The following is a 13,832-nucleotide window of genomic DNA, read 5'->3' on the forward strand; positions in this document are numbered from 1 at the left end:
GTGTTATCATATAATATATTAGGGGAGGAAAACTTATGGATATAAGAGTGTTGCGTTACTTTTTGGCTGTTGCCAGAGAAGAAAACATATCAAATGCTGCGAAAATCCTTCATGTAACTCAGCCCACACTTTCACGACAGCTTATGGACTTGGAATCAGAATTAGGTGTAAAGCTGTTCTTGCGCAGCAGTGGTAACAGATCTATCACATTGACAGAAGAGGGCATGCTGCTTCGTAAGCGAGCTGAAGAGATACTGGACTTGGTAGAAAAAACAGAATCAGAGCTTGTTGCACCGGGAGAAAGCATCAGCGGTGACATATATATAGGCAGCGGAGAAACCCACGTAATCAGTCTGTTGTCCAAGGTAATCAAAGGTATAAGAGATGAGCATCCTGACATGCATTTTCACTTTTTCAGTGGAAATGCAGACAATGTAACCGAGCGACTGGATAATGGATTGATAGACTTTGGTGTCTTGGCTGAACCATCTAATATTTCAAAGTATGATTCAATTTCCTTACCTGAAACTGATACATGGGGACTTCTCATGCGTAAGGAGCATCCACTGGCAAAGAAAAATTATATTGAGGCAAGCGATTTGCATGGTATTCCTCTTATCAGCTCAAGTCAACGATTAACCAACAATGCGTTTTCAAAATGGCTGAAGGATGATTATGAAAAGCTGAATATTGTAGGTACATACACACTTCTTTACAATGCATCTCTTTTAGTAAAGGACAATATAGGCTGTGCGCTGTGTCTTGATAAGATTGTAAGCACATCAGAGGATAGCGGTTTATGCTTCAGACCGTTGAAGCCACAACTCGAAGCTAGGTGGCATATAGTCTGGAAAAAATATCAGATCTTTTCAAAGTCAACAGAAGTTTTCTTAAAAAGGCTGCAGGAGGAATTCAGGTAATTATTGCTTGGTATGTTTTGAACATACCGGGCGTTTTTTTATTTCAATAATGCCTTTTGGGCATAAGATGATGAATGTATATAACCCCCCTTAAGGAAAATCAACAGGAAATTGCCTTATACGGAAACGACGAAAAGTTGGTGGTACCGATCTATATGTTATGGCATTATTCTTTAAAACAAGAAACATAAGATATTTTCCCGGTTTCTTCGTTAAAGAAAATCTCTGCATATGTTTTATCCATTCTTAAATAAACAATTGAAGGAGGAGAAGATTCTGAATTATCATAATAGGGTGTTCCTAATTTACTTATAACAGCTTCGTAATCATCATCTACATCTATGTCTAAATGTACAATTCATAATATATACACTATGGTAAAAGTACGAAATGACTTTGGAAGAGATATATGACAATGCAAAGAAAATTGGTAGAATGTGTAGAAATTAAAAAGATAATGATAAAAAGTCAACAATATATATACTTGCATAATCTGATATTTGACCTTATTCGTTCAAAACATCAAGCTGATTGTATTGTTTTATGTTGAATGCGGTGATTAAAAAATCCACAATATAAATGTATTGGAGTTTAATGTAATATTGTGTTATGATTTATAAACATGGTAAAATAAATGAATTTTTTATAAGAAAGATATTTTGTGATGAAAGGAAATATAGTAATGATAAAGATATTGTGTGCTGTGATAAGTTTGTTAATGCTGGTTGTTCCTGTATATGGCTATAATGGGCAGGATGATTTTTATAGTGAGATGAAAATGATTAATGAGCAGCATGCGCTTGAAACCGTGCGTATACCTGACGTTGATATTAAGGCTTATACACCTGACGTGAAAGCATTTGAAGTAGGTTTTACCGCCGAAGAGCTTGAAAGTATGACTGAATACAGCAAGTTCAGGGGAAGTGCAAGCCGTCTTACATATGAAGAAGCAGAGGATGATGCAGACCTTATATTCAGAGTCCTGAAAGATTGCTATGGGGCATACTTCTATTTCGGGGGAGATGAGGCCTTTGAAAGAGCAAAAGAGAATGTCCTCTCCGATTGTAAGGATGCGGGAGCGAGGTTATCTGTCGGTATTTTACGTGAATCGCTTAAAAGGAATCTCAGTTTTGTAAAGGATGGTCACTTTCGCATTGGCAATGAGACTGTTTTAGAAAAAGCAGTGTATTACTCTAATGAAGAAACGGCATTTTTTAAGGATGAAAAGGGATACTATGTTGAGGAAGATGGAAAGAGAAGCTATGTGTCCATGGTAGACGGCAGCCATGAGATTGAAAAATACATGAAGCGTTCCATAAATGATAAAGGGATGCTTGTCTATAAGATTGGCATGCTTTCTACGGATGTAAGAGGAATGGTGGAGGTTGTGCTTAATAACAGGATCAAAAAATTTGTATTGGTGCCTCCAAAATTAGAAAATTATACAGATAACGGTACATATTATTCCGACTATAAAGTAAACGGTGTTCCCGTTATTTCTATAAGTTCATTCATGCATGAACATGACGGCAGAAGATTTGTAAAATCGGCAGAGACTGTAAAAAATAGTAAGGTTTCAGTTTTGGACGTGCGTGGAAACTGCGGAGGAATGTCCAAATATGTTATAGACTGGCTGGATATATATGATCCGGTGCTGTCAAAATATGCCACAGGCAATGTGCACGCATATCGGATGAGTAGGGCTGCGGATTACCTGAAATACAAAAATCTTGGGGAATATTTTTCAGATCAGGAAACAGAACAGTTACTGAATAACTACCGCTCGGGAAGTAATGGTTGGGGAATAAGTGAAGCATCGGCTTTTGTGCGAAGTGAAAACAGTAATTTATTATTTGTTCTTGTTGACAATTATACATTTTCCGCCGGAGAATGGCTTATTGCAGCTTTGCGTAATAAGGACAACGTAATTTTTGTCGGAACCAACAGCGGTGGAGGCTTGATGAGCGATAGCTCTATTAATGTTGTACTTCCCGATTCAAGAATCAACATCCAATGCGGCACCGGATTAGGCTTTTATTATGATGATACCGTGTTTACCGAAGAAACCGGATTTTCACCGGATATATGGATAAATGACGATGTAATGCAGCATACACTTGATATGATTTCATATTACGGATTATAAAGAAAGATGGATTATATTGAAAGACTAATTATTGTTTAAGAAAAATATACATCTATTTACTTTGAAGGAGATGCATCGCAAACTGGTAATACGTACTCTATCCACCCCTACCCATCATTTATTATCAATAAGGCGCTAAAGGCTGGACTAATTCTTGGTATGGTTGTACTAAAGAAATATCCGGAAAATATTTTCACCCCATTACTTTTACATCCGGATTCTTATATAAAATTATTTTATTAATAATTTTCCTTGTGTTTTTGTTATTCCAGTTATTTGAAGGTCTATCATCAAAAACTTCTATTACTTTTACTTTGTTTGATTTGTGATGAAAAGCAGTTTCTGTGGACCAGAATAATAAATTTTTATATTTTACACAATGAAATTCAATAGGATCGCATTTTATACCTAGCACATCTGCTGAAACGTAGGCTTTTGCATACTTAATTCCTAATTGCTTTTTTATTTCTTCTCTCGTTGTTTTATTCAAATATTGCTTATACAAAATGTCAAGATTGCAATAATTTTGCATAAAGCTAATAGCTTTGGGGGAATAGAACGGTGTCAATTTACAAGAGGCTGATGTATGATGAAATGCTACAGGTTTTATATATTTTTTATCACACAACCATCTGAAAAAGCCCACAGAATATTTAAAACCATATTTTTTCAACAACCTTGAATCCACTTGAGATTTTACCAATAATCCATCTTTATGAGCCTGATATGCATTTTCACTCATTTTTTTTCCTATATAAGCCATAACAAACCACACATCCCTTTTCTATTATTTCTATTACCTTGGCGCCTAACATACTTTTCTTTTGGTTTACAACTTTATTTGGGATTACATTTACTTCTGGATACTGATTTTTCTTTCATGCTTGATATTCTTTGTCATTTATTCTTAGTTTTTATATACTCAGAAAATGATGATGCTCCTAACCTTCGACGTTTTGCAAGCATTGAAGACCAAATAGTATTTCCATCATTCTCCGTAATATAGCCTTTTTCCAAAGCCTTGATTAGTATATCTCCTGTGGTTATGTGCTTCAATGCAAACTCATTAATATATGAGCTGATATCTTTTAAATTATTACTTGCTACAATGCCATTATTGGTTTTTGCTAATGCAATAGAGGAAGCTTCTCCAGGACCTATTATCTTATATCCTTTATCTGGGGAGGTTGTAAGTTTCTGATACAAAGCATAAGTATCGCTATCAACGTCTATGGTGGCTAAACTCGCTTGCTTATTACTAATTAAATAATCAATTCGTTGTTTTAGATGAGGTGTAGTTGGATACGACAATTCGTCATATACTGGCTTTGGAATCATAACCATTCCCGGATAAAGCAGAGTCAACAAATTTTGTTCGTTTACCCACAAAAACGCAGAAATACAATCACTATCAAAGAAAAGCGAATCAATCATTTAATTCGCCTCCTTCAAATTCATCTCCATAAACAAGATCGGGTCTAAATGCAGTCAATAATAGTTGCTCGTATTTACCGATTGAAATAAGGTCTTTTTGAAGCAGCTCTTCGGCTTGTTGAATATAATATCCATATGTTTTGTATTGCTTATCCTCCGGAAGAGGTTTGTAAAGAGAGTCGTCATAACCTAAATTAACGGCTGAACGAATTACTCCTTGGCGAAATTGATCAGCTTGCTGAATGGTCAATTTATTATCTTCTATCAACCTATACAGAAGAGCTTGTCTGCTTACCCCGAAATATTGCTCAAGCTTGACAATTTCTTTTATTCCTAAAATTTCTGTTGAAATATTGTGCATTTTTTTTATTGATTCAGACAAAGCAACCGGTGGCATGAGAAAATAGGAAGCAAATCGATCGGCAGCCTTTTCGGTATCATCACCGATACCTATTTTTATTGCGCTTACCGTCGTTTGTTTGTTTTCATCAAAATATAAGTGATATAGTTCATGAGCCATTGAAAAACGCTGTCTGCCAACAGACATGGAAGAATTGACGGCAATTACTGGATTGCCACCATTCTTAATACACATTCCGCTTAAATGGTCACCCATTGGATAAAAAACTATAGTTAGTTTTGCGATTGTATGAGCAAGAGAAAAAATATCAATTGGTGATGTAGTATCTTCTCCTAATTCTTTTCGCAAGCCCAAAGCTTTTGTACAAAGGTCTAATTTATCTATCAATTTCCCGACCTCCCAACAATTGTGTCATAAAATTTAAATTTAAAGCAATTCGATTTATGGCACCGATTGTTTCTAAATCGCCTTCATTAATCTCGCTGGCTCTGAGAGCAATTGAAATTTGATTTTCCAATATTGATTCTTTATTGAGGCTATCTGTTGCTACTCCAAATAGCGCAGACAGCTTGTCGAGCATATCTGACGTAATAGATCGTTCGTTTTTCTCAATTTTCGATATTAAACTCTGATCAACATTTAAATATTTAGCAAGGTTACTTTGTGTGAAACCGCTTTGTTCTCTTAAGGTTTTTATATTTTTACCAACTTTAAACATTGAATTTTCCATGATAGTTCCTCCTATATTACTATTATATGCAATCCGTGTCATAAAATCAACAAATTATTTAAAATAATTTATGACATGATGATAAATTTAAAATATTAGAAAAAATATCATCGTCATATTAAAATTAGATATAGAAGAATTTAAAGTTGTAGAACCGATAACTTGAGAAAGTATCGCAAATAATTGCCGACGTTCGGATGATTTCGGAGAAGTCCGGGGCTGGAACAGAAAATCAATAAATTCGACGGTAACGCAGGCTATAATTTGTTTTTAGTTTTATATTGCAGCGGTGAAAGTCCGGTGTAATTTTTAAAAGCTCTGCTGAAATAATGCTGACTGCTGTAACCTGCCATTTCAGCAATTTCATTTATGGTATAGTCGTTGTCTTTATCCAGCAGAATTTTAATTGCCATATTGATTCTTAAGTTGTTAAGGTAATCCGTGAAGTTAGCACCTGTTTTTTCTTTAACAATTTTTGTTATGTATGATTGACTTATATGCAGTCTTTCAGACATTAAGTTCAATGTCAGATCATTTTGAGTAAAATGTTCTTTTATATAATTTAAAACCTGAAAGCCTATATTTTTATGATTTGCATTATCATGGCCGGATTCTTTTATTTTGTTTATTTCCCACATTCTTTTACTGTAGGAATCCATAGCCTTGGTAATTATATTTTTAAATTCTCTGAATTGTATTGGTTTCAGCAGATAGCTGTAGACACCAAGCTCCAATGCTCTTTGTGCATAGTTGAATTTATCATAACCCGATATTATAATTATTTTTGCATCAGAATCCAGTTCTTTTACTTTTTCTATAACCTCAAGGCCGTTCATAAAAGGCATATTAATATCCATCAATATTATTTCGGGTTGGTATTTCTTTATCAGCTGCAGGGCTTCTTCGCCATCCTTGGCAGTTCCACATACAGTCAAATTCAAATCATAAGACTCAATCAGCTTTTTCAGGCCATTTCGAATAGTTTCTTCATCATCTGCTATAACTGCTCTGAACATTGGAAACCCTCCCTTATCTTTGGTATTTTAAGCGACACCATTGTACATTTATTGAGTTCGCTTTCAATTTTTATATCGTATTTGTCTTTAAATGTAAGCTTCAGGCGTTCGTTGATATTGTACAATCCATAATGCTCAGATTCAACTGAATTGGCAAGATCATTCCTGAGCTTACATAATTTTTCCTCGCTCATGCCCAATCCATTATCTGTAACATCAATAACTATATAATCATTTTCAGACAATATATTTATATTAATATAACCAACTTGTTTCTTAAGCTTAAGTCCATGATAAATGGAGTTTTCAACTAACGGCTGAATTATCATTTTCGGCACAAAATTCTGAAAGATTGATTCCTCCATATGAATGTCATAATTCACTTTATCCTTGTAACGTATTTTCTGTATTTCCAGATAGCTTCTCACATGCTTAACCTCATCCTCAACAGTTATGAATTCCTTGCCGTCACTTAATGAAGTTCTGAAAAATACCGACAATAAATTGAGCATGTCAGCTGCATCATAAGCATTATGCTCCAGGGCCTTCCATTGAATGGTATCAAGAGTATTATATAAAAAATGAGGATTTATCTGGGACTGCAATACTCTTAGTTCAGTAGTCCTCTTCTGTGCCTGCGCCTTGTAGACTTGGGTTATCAGTTTTTTAATATCAGTCAGCATCTGATTGAACACTTTAACCAATACTGCTATTTCATCCTTGCCCTTGTATTCGTAGAATGAATCAAGGTTGCCTTCGGAAACCTCCAGCATGTGATTCTTTAGCTTATAAATCGGTCGTACAATGGTTCCTGATACAATGACTGCGTACAGAATTGCAAGTATTAATAATATTATACCTATGATTACCACCAATTCTATTATGTAGTTAGTTTGAGCATGTATATTTTTATTTTCAATCATGGTGCATAAAAGCCAGTCCTCTGTATATGGAACAGAGGAAAAAAACACAGTTGAATCATTGCCGGATTTATTTCCTATGTGAATTGTACCTAAATTTTTCTCCGTTGACTTGTCCACTATTTTTGCTAAACCCTCATATGAAATATATTCTTTAGTCAAGTCAATTTTATCAATAGAATATATGTCCAGATCCTTATTCATAATCCATGAGAAGCCGTTGTAAACATCAATACCGCCTGCTATTTCAGAAATTTTATCCAAATTTACAGCCCCGTTAATAAATCCTATTTTTTCATTATTATCAACAATAGGATAGCAGATGATAAATACAGAAGCACCGTCGGACTTAGAAATTATTGGCTTGGAAATGATGTATTCCATATCATGCATCATTACCCTTTCAAAATAATCACGTCCGGAAATATTTATGGTAATGCTGTCATTTACCCAGCCGTATCCGTCAATGGCTCCGATTGCAAAAGTTTCATTCAGGTTTCCATACTGTGTACTGAGAGTTTTGTTCAAACGGGTCAGGTATGGTTTTAAGGATTGCAAATTCATTCCGTTAGTCAAAGCGTATTCATGTATTATACGTATTTCGCTTATACGTTGGTTTAACCATAAACTTATTTCGTTTGATTTAGAATCAACCAGCTGTAATGTCTGATTTTCCGCATTCTCCATGTTAAAGGGCTTTACGGTTGTTTCCAGAACATAAAGTAAGGGAAAGATTATAATTGCTATACACATAACAAAGGTTATGATAATTTTTAAACGAAGGGACATGACCTTATACCTTTCTGATTTTTCATTGAGCACAATAATCATTATATTAAAATGATTAATAAAATTCAACGCATTTTTATATGCAAAGTATCTTAAAGTACAAAAAAATTGTTATATAGTGCAAATACTTATTAAAGATATTGTGATAAACTGACTGAGACTTAGGTAATTATTTAACAAACAGGAGGAATAAAAATTGAAAAGGATTATATCATTATTATTAATTGCTGCATTAGCTTTAAGCTTAGTGGGATGCAATACGGCTGAGGGTTCAGGTCCGGATCCGGGTCCAAATGAAATTGCAGGTGGAAAAACAACACAGATAAAGGATGGCGTTTATGAAGGCACAGGATTTGGTAAGGGCGGAGAAATAAGGGTTGAAGTAACTATCCGGGAAGATGCTGTTACTGACATAAAGACAGTAAGCCACAACGAAACACCCGGTTTTGATAATGCAATTAAAACCATAACAGAAAATATAATTTCTGAAAATACTCCGGATGTGGATATAGTTTCCGGATGCACTCTTACTTCAAACGGAGTAAAAGAGGCGGTAAATGCTGCATTGATTTCTGCAGGTGCGACAAAGGATATGCTCAGAAAAACCGATGTAAAACTTAAAGATGAAGCTAAAAAAGAAGTTGCACAGAAACATGATATTGTAATAATAGGAGCAGGCGGAGCAGGTATTACCGCAGCCATTGAAGCAAAAGAAGCAGGTGCAGATGTAATAATTTTAGAGAAAATGCCCATGGCAGGCGGAAATACTTTGATATCAGGTGCTGAATATGCAGCTGCCAACAACTGGCTGCAAAAAAAGGAAGGGATAGAAGACAATGTCGAACTTCATGTTCAGGATACGTTAAAGGGCGGAGACTACAAGGCGAAAGAAGAGTTAGTAAGAATTATGGCTGAAAATGCTCTTGCCGGTGCAGAATGGCTGAGAGATGAGGTCGGTGTGGTATGGGAAGATGAATTGATGTTTTTTGGCGGACATTCAGTTAAAAGAAGCTTAATACCATTAGGAGCAAGCGGAAGAGAAATTGTAACTAAGCTGGTTGCCAAAGCTGAAGAATTGGAAATTCCTATTTTGCTGAACACAAAAGCTACAGCATTAATTACCGATGAAAGTGGAAAGGTAATTGGTGTGGAGGCAACAAGTGAGGACACCAATTATACATTTAACACAAACAAAGCCGTAATTATAGCATCAGGAGGCTTCGGATCAAATGTTGAAATGAGAGTAAAATATAATTTCGAAATTGATGAAACTATTTTATCGACCAACACAACAGGCAGTACCGGAGACGGAATTGTAATGGCAGAAGAAATTGGAGCCAACTTATTAGGTATGGAATACATCCAGACATATCCCATATGCGATCCATTAACAGGAACATTGCTCTATTATGATGATGCAAGACTGTACGGACATACGATTATTGCCAACAAAGAAGGCAAAAGGTTTGTAGAAGAATTGGGAAGACGTGATGAAATGTCCATGGCTATCAAAGCTCAGACAGGTAATGTGTGCTATGAACTGCTTGATCAAAATGGATTTGTTGCAAGCAAATTGCAGGAAAACCACGGACCTGAGCTTGAATATTTATATAAAAATGAATTATTGGTTAAAGCAGATACTTTGGAGGAAGCTGCTGACTTCTTTGGAATTGATGCAGTTGAATTGCAAAATACAGTTGACAGATATAACAGCTACGTAGATTCAGGAAATGATCCGGAATTTAATAAGAGGAGCCTGCCATCAAAGATTGAAGTGGGACCATTCTACATTTTAAAAGCAGCACCGGCTGTTCACCATACAATGGGTGGTATAGAGATTAACGAAAACGCTCAGGTATTAGATAAAGAAGGAAATGTTATAGATGGGTTATTTGCAGCAGGTGAAGTAACAGGAGGAATTCAGGGAAATAACAGGTTAGGAAGCAATGCTCTTGCAGATATAACCGTATTTGGGAGAATAGCGGGACAAAATGCAGCAAAATAATTACTTGTGTTAGTAAAAGGATTATTGTAAGATTAATGTCACAGTCATTGAAAGGTAACTTTCGGTAGCTGTGACATATTTATTTTATGACGTTTACGGAGTGGAATATGTTACGATACATAAAGCTTTTCAAGAACAGGTTTTCATTGGACCTTTGATTTACAGAGAGTATGGTTTTAATCTTCAAAAATAATTCCTTGTAAGATGTACATAATAATGATATAATAATGTACATGAAGGGAGGCGATAATTATGCCCCATATAAGACCGATCACTGATTTAAGAAATACAAATGAAATATCTGATTTATGTCATGCTAAAAAAGAACCTATATTCATAACAAAAAATGGCTATGGTGACTTAGTTATTATGAGTATTGAAACTTTTGATTCCATTCTGGAAGATCGTGAACTCGATATGGCTATCGCGGAAGCTGAAGCCGAGTATACGTCGGATGAGCAGCTTGTAGACGCAAGAGAAGCTCTATCTAAATTAAAGAGGAAACACTTTGGAAAATAAATATTCAGTAAAATTATTGCCTCGTGCATACCGCGATTTGGATGGTATATATAAATATATTACAGAAACTCTAATGGAATACGGAATTGCTTTAAAGTTAGTGGAATCATTGGAGAAATCCATTTTCAGTCTGGAAAGCATGCCGCATCGCGGGGCATTAAGAAAAACTGGTGCTTATGCAAATAAAGGATATCGTCAGCTTTTTGTGGGTAATTTTACTATCATTTATCGTGTTGAAGAAGAAAAAAAGATGGTTCTTGTTGTTACGGTACGATATTCAAAAAGTCAGTTTTAACATAGATGGGGACAGTTTTTTACGGAACTATTCCCATTTGTGCGTGCGCCCAGCATGGGCGATAACCCGGTGGTGGAAGTCCAATACTGCCCGAATCCCATGGTGTAAATGTGGCAGATATATGAGGGGAAGGTTATCGCTCTTACCTGAGGAGGTTCATTGAAAATTTCAGGCTGAAATAATTTTCATCCTCATTTGACGGAAACAGTAACTGAGATTGAGTACCTCTGTAGCCGGAATATTCAACGTCACATATAAAGGTGATTCCTGCCTCTTCAAAGCTATAGTCTTTGAAGAGGTTGTTACTGATTTGGTCCTCTATTCGTTTAGGTATCTTTGAAAATATTCTAATTTCATCCTGTGCACCTGCAAATGCAAGAGAAGCTAAAAACATCTGATGGCGATAGGAAGTAATGAAGCTCTCGTTATTTACGACTTCAATTGCAAATGAAACTCCGGTAACATATCCGTCTTCTGTTGTAAAATGATACTCCGGTTTTTCAGCAAAGCCAATATATATTACAGATCCATCGGTTTTTTTCTTATCCCATTTTCCTGTTTCGCTCATGTATTCATCACCCAAATCGATTTCGAAAAGCTTAGCGTAATAATTATAGTTGTCGGCAAATTCTGCTACAGTCAAATCACCCTTGTTGGGAGGAAGCATCTGTGCAGATGATATTATAAGCATAACAAAAAACATCATTGCAGATGCAGCAATATATATTACACCTCTATACCATTTTGTGTCCTTGATGGTATATGATACTGATTCATCCCATGGCTGCACCTCCTTCTCGATACAGAGATTGTAGCTTTTCCAAAGGCGGATAATGTTATAAATCGGTATATTGTATCCCATGCCGTTAGCTATTACTCCCAGCGTTCGCTCCAAACCCTCCGTATAGGAAAGATGCCCGCCATCGGGGTTTTCTATCCTCAGTCCGAAGATAAATTTTCCGGGTGTAGTGCCAAATAAACGGAGCCATAGCGGCTCTAAAAACAACATCATAATAAACTCTATTAATGTGTCAAGTATGTTTTCCGGAGTACTTCTTTCCAACACGTTTACATGAAATACAAATGCAAGAAAGGCTGACCATATTACGCCGTATATAAATATGTCAAGAGCCCTTGCTAAATATCTGCGCCATGGGTAATATACCTGGGGATATTCATCACCCTTTACAGAAAAATACGTGCTGCCTGTTGCTTTTATTGCTTGGTTAATACCATCTATATATTTTTTGGCATCCAAATCTGCAAAAGACACCCTGTCTTCCTGCATGGCATGACACATATCCTTAGCATATGAGACATCCTGCTTTTCCTGTTCTAACCTGATTATTTGATTAGAAAGAGTATCCATCAGATCCTTGCTTCCGTTTTTCAGATCCATAATTTCATCCAAAGAAATATGAAGGCTTCGCAGCAATTTAATACGTAATAGAATTTGGAGATCATCCTCTGAGTAATCTCTGTATCCGTTGTCCATACGTCTTGGTGCAATAAGCCCCTCTGATTCATAAAATCGTATATTTGCCCGGTCCATACCGGATAACTTTTCAATTTCTTTTATCATCATATCATTCACCCTCTGTCATTTATTATATTAATGATAAACCATCAAGTATGTTCACAGTCAAATGTTTTTTTATTGCAACTAAAAATTTCATTGAAGAAATAGATCATTTGAAGCTATAGAAGAAACATTACTGAAAAAATAAGGAAATAACAGGCAGAAGAAACGGTACTATAAATGTAAGAATCACTCCTGTCAACAATGTAACCAGACTTAAATTTATGCCTACGAATTTTGTTATCGGTGCAAGCATCGTATCCATATTTCCTGCTGCACCTCCGGCAATTGGTGCTCCGGGACTTATTTTGATTAACAATGGCATGGTAAGTATAGTAAAGAACTCACGCATTACATTTACTATAAATCCGTATGTTCCTGTTTCCACGCCGTGTTGCTGCGTCATATATGCGCCTGTTAAGCTGTAAAAACTCATACCTGCAGATGATGTTACGGAAATATATAACGGTAAATTTAATATAAGTCCCGAGACTATGCCTCCGATTAAGCTTCCCAATAAGATGGCAATCGGAATCAAAATAACTTTGAATCCGATAAGCTTAAAATAAGAGAATACTTTCTTGTTAGCGCCCTGAGAAATTCCCACACAAATATACAAAACTATTAATGCAAAAGTAAAAAATGAATCTGTATACGAGACAGGAATTACGGGTCTCAGCAATATACCTGTTGCAAGCCCTGAAATAATACTGACAGGCATTACCCACACAAGATTGCTTTTCTTTTGTTCTTCTTTATTCAAATCATTCAGTTGCGCATTGCTTTCTGTTAAAGCAAAAGAAAGCTTACTTAATGGAAGTACGGTCTTTTCTGCAATAAATGTAAAAAACACACTGAATGCAATGGCTGAGAATGCAATAATTACGCAGTTTATACCTATCTTTATAAAATTATCTGAGATGGATTTATCAAGGCCGATACCCAAACCGATAAAAAGCATCAATAATATCAAAGCAACAGTCGATGCTTTTTCGGAATATATAAAAAACCTTTCGTTTTTTATAGTCACTCCTAACATTATACCAATACCTAAGCAGACAAACGGTAACATACTTATATCCCTCATAATCAATGTTTGTTAAATTGTACCATATTGA

The 13,832-nt window shown here is 35.7% G+C and carries 13 protein-coding genes; 5 read left to right on the forward strand and 8 right to left on the reverse strand.

Annotated features, from left to right (window positions below; all coding sequences use genetic code 11):
- The first annotated feature begins 35 nt into the window (after positions 1 to 35).
- The gene (locus HZF24_RS01690; RefSeq protein ID WP_179236520.1) at positions 36 to 920 is read left to right on the forward strand and encodes a LysR family transcriptional regulator; all 885 of its coding nucleotides are present in this window, start codon (positions 36 to 38) and stop codon (positions 918 to 920) included.
- Positions 921 to 1,602: 682 nt separating this feature from the next.
- Positions 1,603 to 3,066, forward strand: a complete 1,464-nt coding sequence (locus HZF24_RS01695; RefSeq protein WP_179236521.1) for a S41 family peptidase — start codon at positions 1,603 to 1,605, stop codon at positions 3,064 to 3,066.
- Positions 3,067 to 3,259: 193 nt separating this feature from the next.
- Here HZF24_RS01695 and HZF24_RS01700 read toward each other — a convergent pair whose 3' ends face one another.
- From HZF24_RS01700 to HZF24_RS01725, 6 genes are all read right to left on the reverse strand, one after another.
- Entirely contained in the window at positions 3,260 to 3,829 is a 570-nt protein-coding gene (locus tag HZF24_RS01700) for a hypothetical protein (protein WP_179236522.1), read from the reverse strand.
- Between the two features lie 134 nt (positions 3,830 to 3,963).
- Complete coding sequence (locus tag HZF24_RS01705) at positions 3,964 to 4,500, reverse strand: hypothetical protein (protein WP_179236523.1); 537 nt, start codon at positions 4,498 to 4,500, stop codon at positions 3,964 to 3,966.
- On the reverse strand, positions 4,493 to 5,248 hold the full coding sequence (locus HZF24_RS01710) for an ImmA/IrrE family metallo-endopeptidase (RefSeq protein ID WP_179236524.1): 756 nt from the start codon (positions 5,246 to 5,248) through the stop codon (positions 4,493 to 4,495). Before HZF24_RS01710 ends, HZF24_RS01705 begins: the two co-directional genes overlap by 8 nt.
- A complete protein-coding gene (locus tag HZF24_RS01715; RefSeq protein WP_179236525.1) occupies positions 5,238 to 5,591 on the reverse strand; it encodes a helix-turn-helix domain-containing protein in 354 nt (117 codons plus the stop codon). The genes HZF24_RS01710 and HZF24_RS01715 overlap by 11 nt, the downstream gene beginning before the upstream one ends.
- 257 nt (positions 5,592 to 5,848) lie before the next feature.
- Positions 5,849 to 6,607 carry a response regulator transcription factor gene (locus HZF24_RS01720; protein ID WP_179236526.1) on the reverse strand — a complete coding sequence of 253 codons (759 nt, stop codon included), beginning with the start codon at positions 6,605 to 6,607 and terminating at the stop codon, positions 5,849 to 5,851.
- On the reverse strand, positions 6,589 to 8,214 hold the full coding sequence (locus HZF24_RS01725; RefSeq protein WP_179236527.1) for a sensor histidine kinase: 1,626 nt from the start codon (positions 8,212 to 8,214) through the stop codon (positions 6,589 to 6,591). Before HZF24_RS01725 ends, HZF24_RS01720 begins: the two co-directional genes overlap by 19 nt.
- A gap of 298 nt (positions 8,215 to 8,512) precedes the next feature.
- Between HZF24_RS01725 and HZF24_RS01730 the strand changes: the two genes are divergently transcribed.
- From HZF24_RS01730 to HZF24_RS01740, 3 genes are all read left to right on the forward strand, one after another.
- Complete coding sequence (locus HZF24_RS01730) at positions 8,513 to 10,321, forward strand: flavocytochrome c (protein WP_179236528.1); 1,809 nt, start codon at positions 8,513 to 8,515, stop codon at positions 10,319 to 10,321.
- Positions 10,322 to 10,573: 252 nt separating this feature from the next.
- Complete coding sequence (locus HZF24_RS01735; protein ID WP_179236529.1) at positions 10,574 to 10,840, forward strand: type II toxin-antitoxin system prevent-host-death family antitoxin; 267 nt, start codon at positions 10,574 to 10,576, stop codon at positions 10,838 to 10,840.
- Entirely contained in the window at positions 10,830 to 11,135 is a 306-nt protein-coding gene (locus HZF24_RS01740) for a type II toxin-antitoxin system RelE/ParE family toxin (RefSeq protein ID WP_179236530.1), read from the forward strand. Before HZF24_RS01735 ends, HZF24_RS01740 begins: the two co-directional genes overlap by 11 nt.
- A 142-nt stretch (positions 11,136 to 11,277) precedes the next feature.
- Here the strand turns inward: HZF24_RS01740 and HZF24_RS01745 are convergent, their stop codons facing one another.
- Positions 11,278 to 12,720 (reverse strand): MerR family transcriptional regulator, encoded by a 1,443-nt coding sequence (locus HZF24_RS01745; protein ID WP_179236531.1) that lies wholly within the window; start codon positions 12,718 to 12,720, stop codon positions 11,278 to 11,280.
- 127 nt (positions 12,721 to 12,847) lie between these two features.
- On the reverse strand, positions 12,848 to 13,786 hold the full coding sequence (locus HZF24_RS01750) for a lysine exporter LysO family protein (RefSeq protein ID WP_179236532.1): 939 nt from the start codon (positions 13,784 to 13,786) through the stop codon (positions 12,848 to 12,850).
- Between the last annotated feature and the right edge of the window lie 46 nt (positions 13,787 to 13,832).

The sequence above is a fragment of the Sedimentibacter hydroxybenzoicus DSM 7310 genome, assembly GCF_013403245.1.
GTDB lineage: Bacteria > Bacillota > Clostridia > Tissierellales > Sedimentibacteraceae > Sedimentibacter > Sedimentibacter hydroxybenzoicus.

Excerpts from the sequence above, each read along its gene's own strand:
- HZF24_RS01690 (WP_179236520.1), top strand. The coding sequence starts at position 36 with ATGGATATAAGAGTGTTGCGTTACTTTTTGGCTGTTGCCAGAGAAGAA.
- HZF24_RS01695 (WP_179236521.1), top strand. The coding sequence starts at position 1,603 with ATGATAAAGATATTGTGTGCTGTGATAAGTTTGTTAATGCTGGTTGTT.
- HZF24_RS01700 (WP_179236522.1), bottom strand. The coding sequence starts at position 3,829 with ATGGCTTATATAGGAAAAAAAATGAGTGAAAATGCATATCAGGCTCAT.
- HZF24_RS01705 (WP_179236523.1), bottom strand. The coding sequence starts at position 4,500 with ATGATTGATTCGCTTTTCTTTGATAGTGATTGTATTTCTGCGTTTTTG.
- HZF24_RS01715 (WP_179236525.1), bottom strand. The coding sequence starts at position 5,591 with ATGGAAAATTCAATGTTTAAAGTTGGTAAAAATATAAAAACCTTAAGA.
- HZF24_RS01720 (WP_179236526.1), bottom strand. The coding sequence starts at position 6,607 with ATGTTCAGAGCAGTTATAGCAGATGATGAAGAAACTATTCGAAATGGC.
- HZF24_RS01725 (WP_179236527.1), bottom strand. The coding sequence starts at position 8,214 with ATGGAGAATGCGGAAAATCAGACATTACAGCTGGTTGATTCTAAATCA.
- HZF24_RS01735 (WP_179236529.1), top strand. The coding sequence starts at position 10,574 with ATGCCCCATATAAGACCGATCACTGATTTAAGAAATACAAATGAAATA.
- HZF24_RS01745 (WP_179236531.1), bottom strand. The coding sequence starts at position 12,720 with ATGATGATAAAAGAAATTGAAAAGTTATCCGGTATGGACCGGGCAAAT.
- HZF24_RS01750 (WP_179236532.1), bottom strand. The coding sequence starts at position 13,786 with ATGTTACCGTTTGTCTGCTTAGGTATTGGTATAATGTTAGGAGTGACT.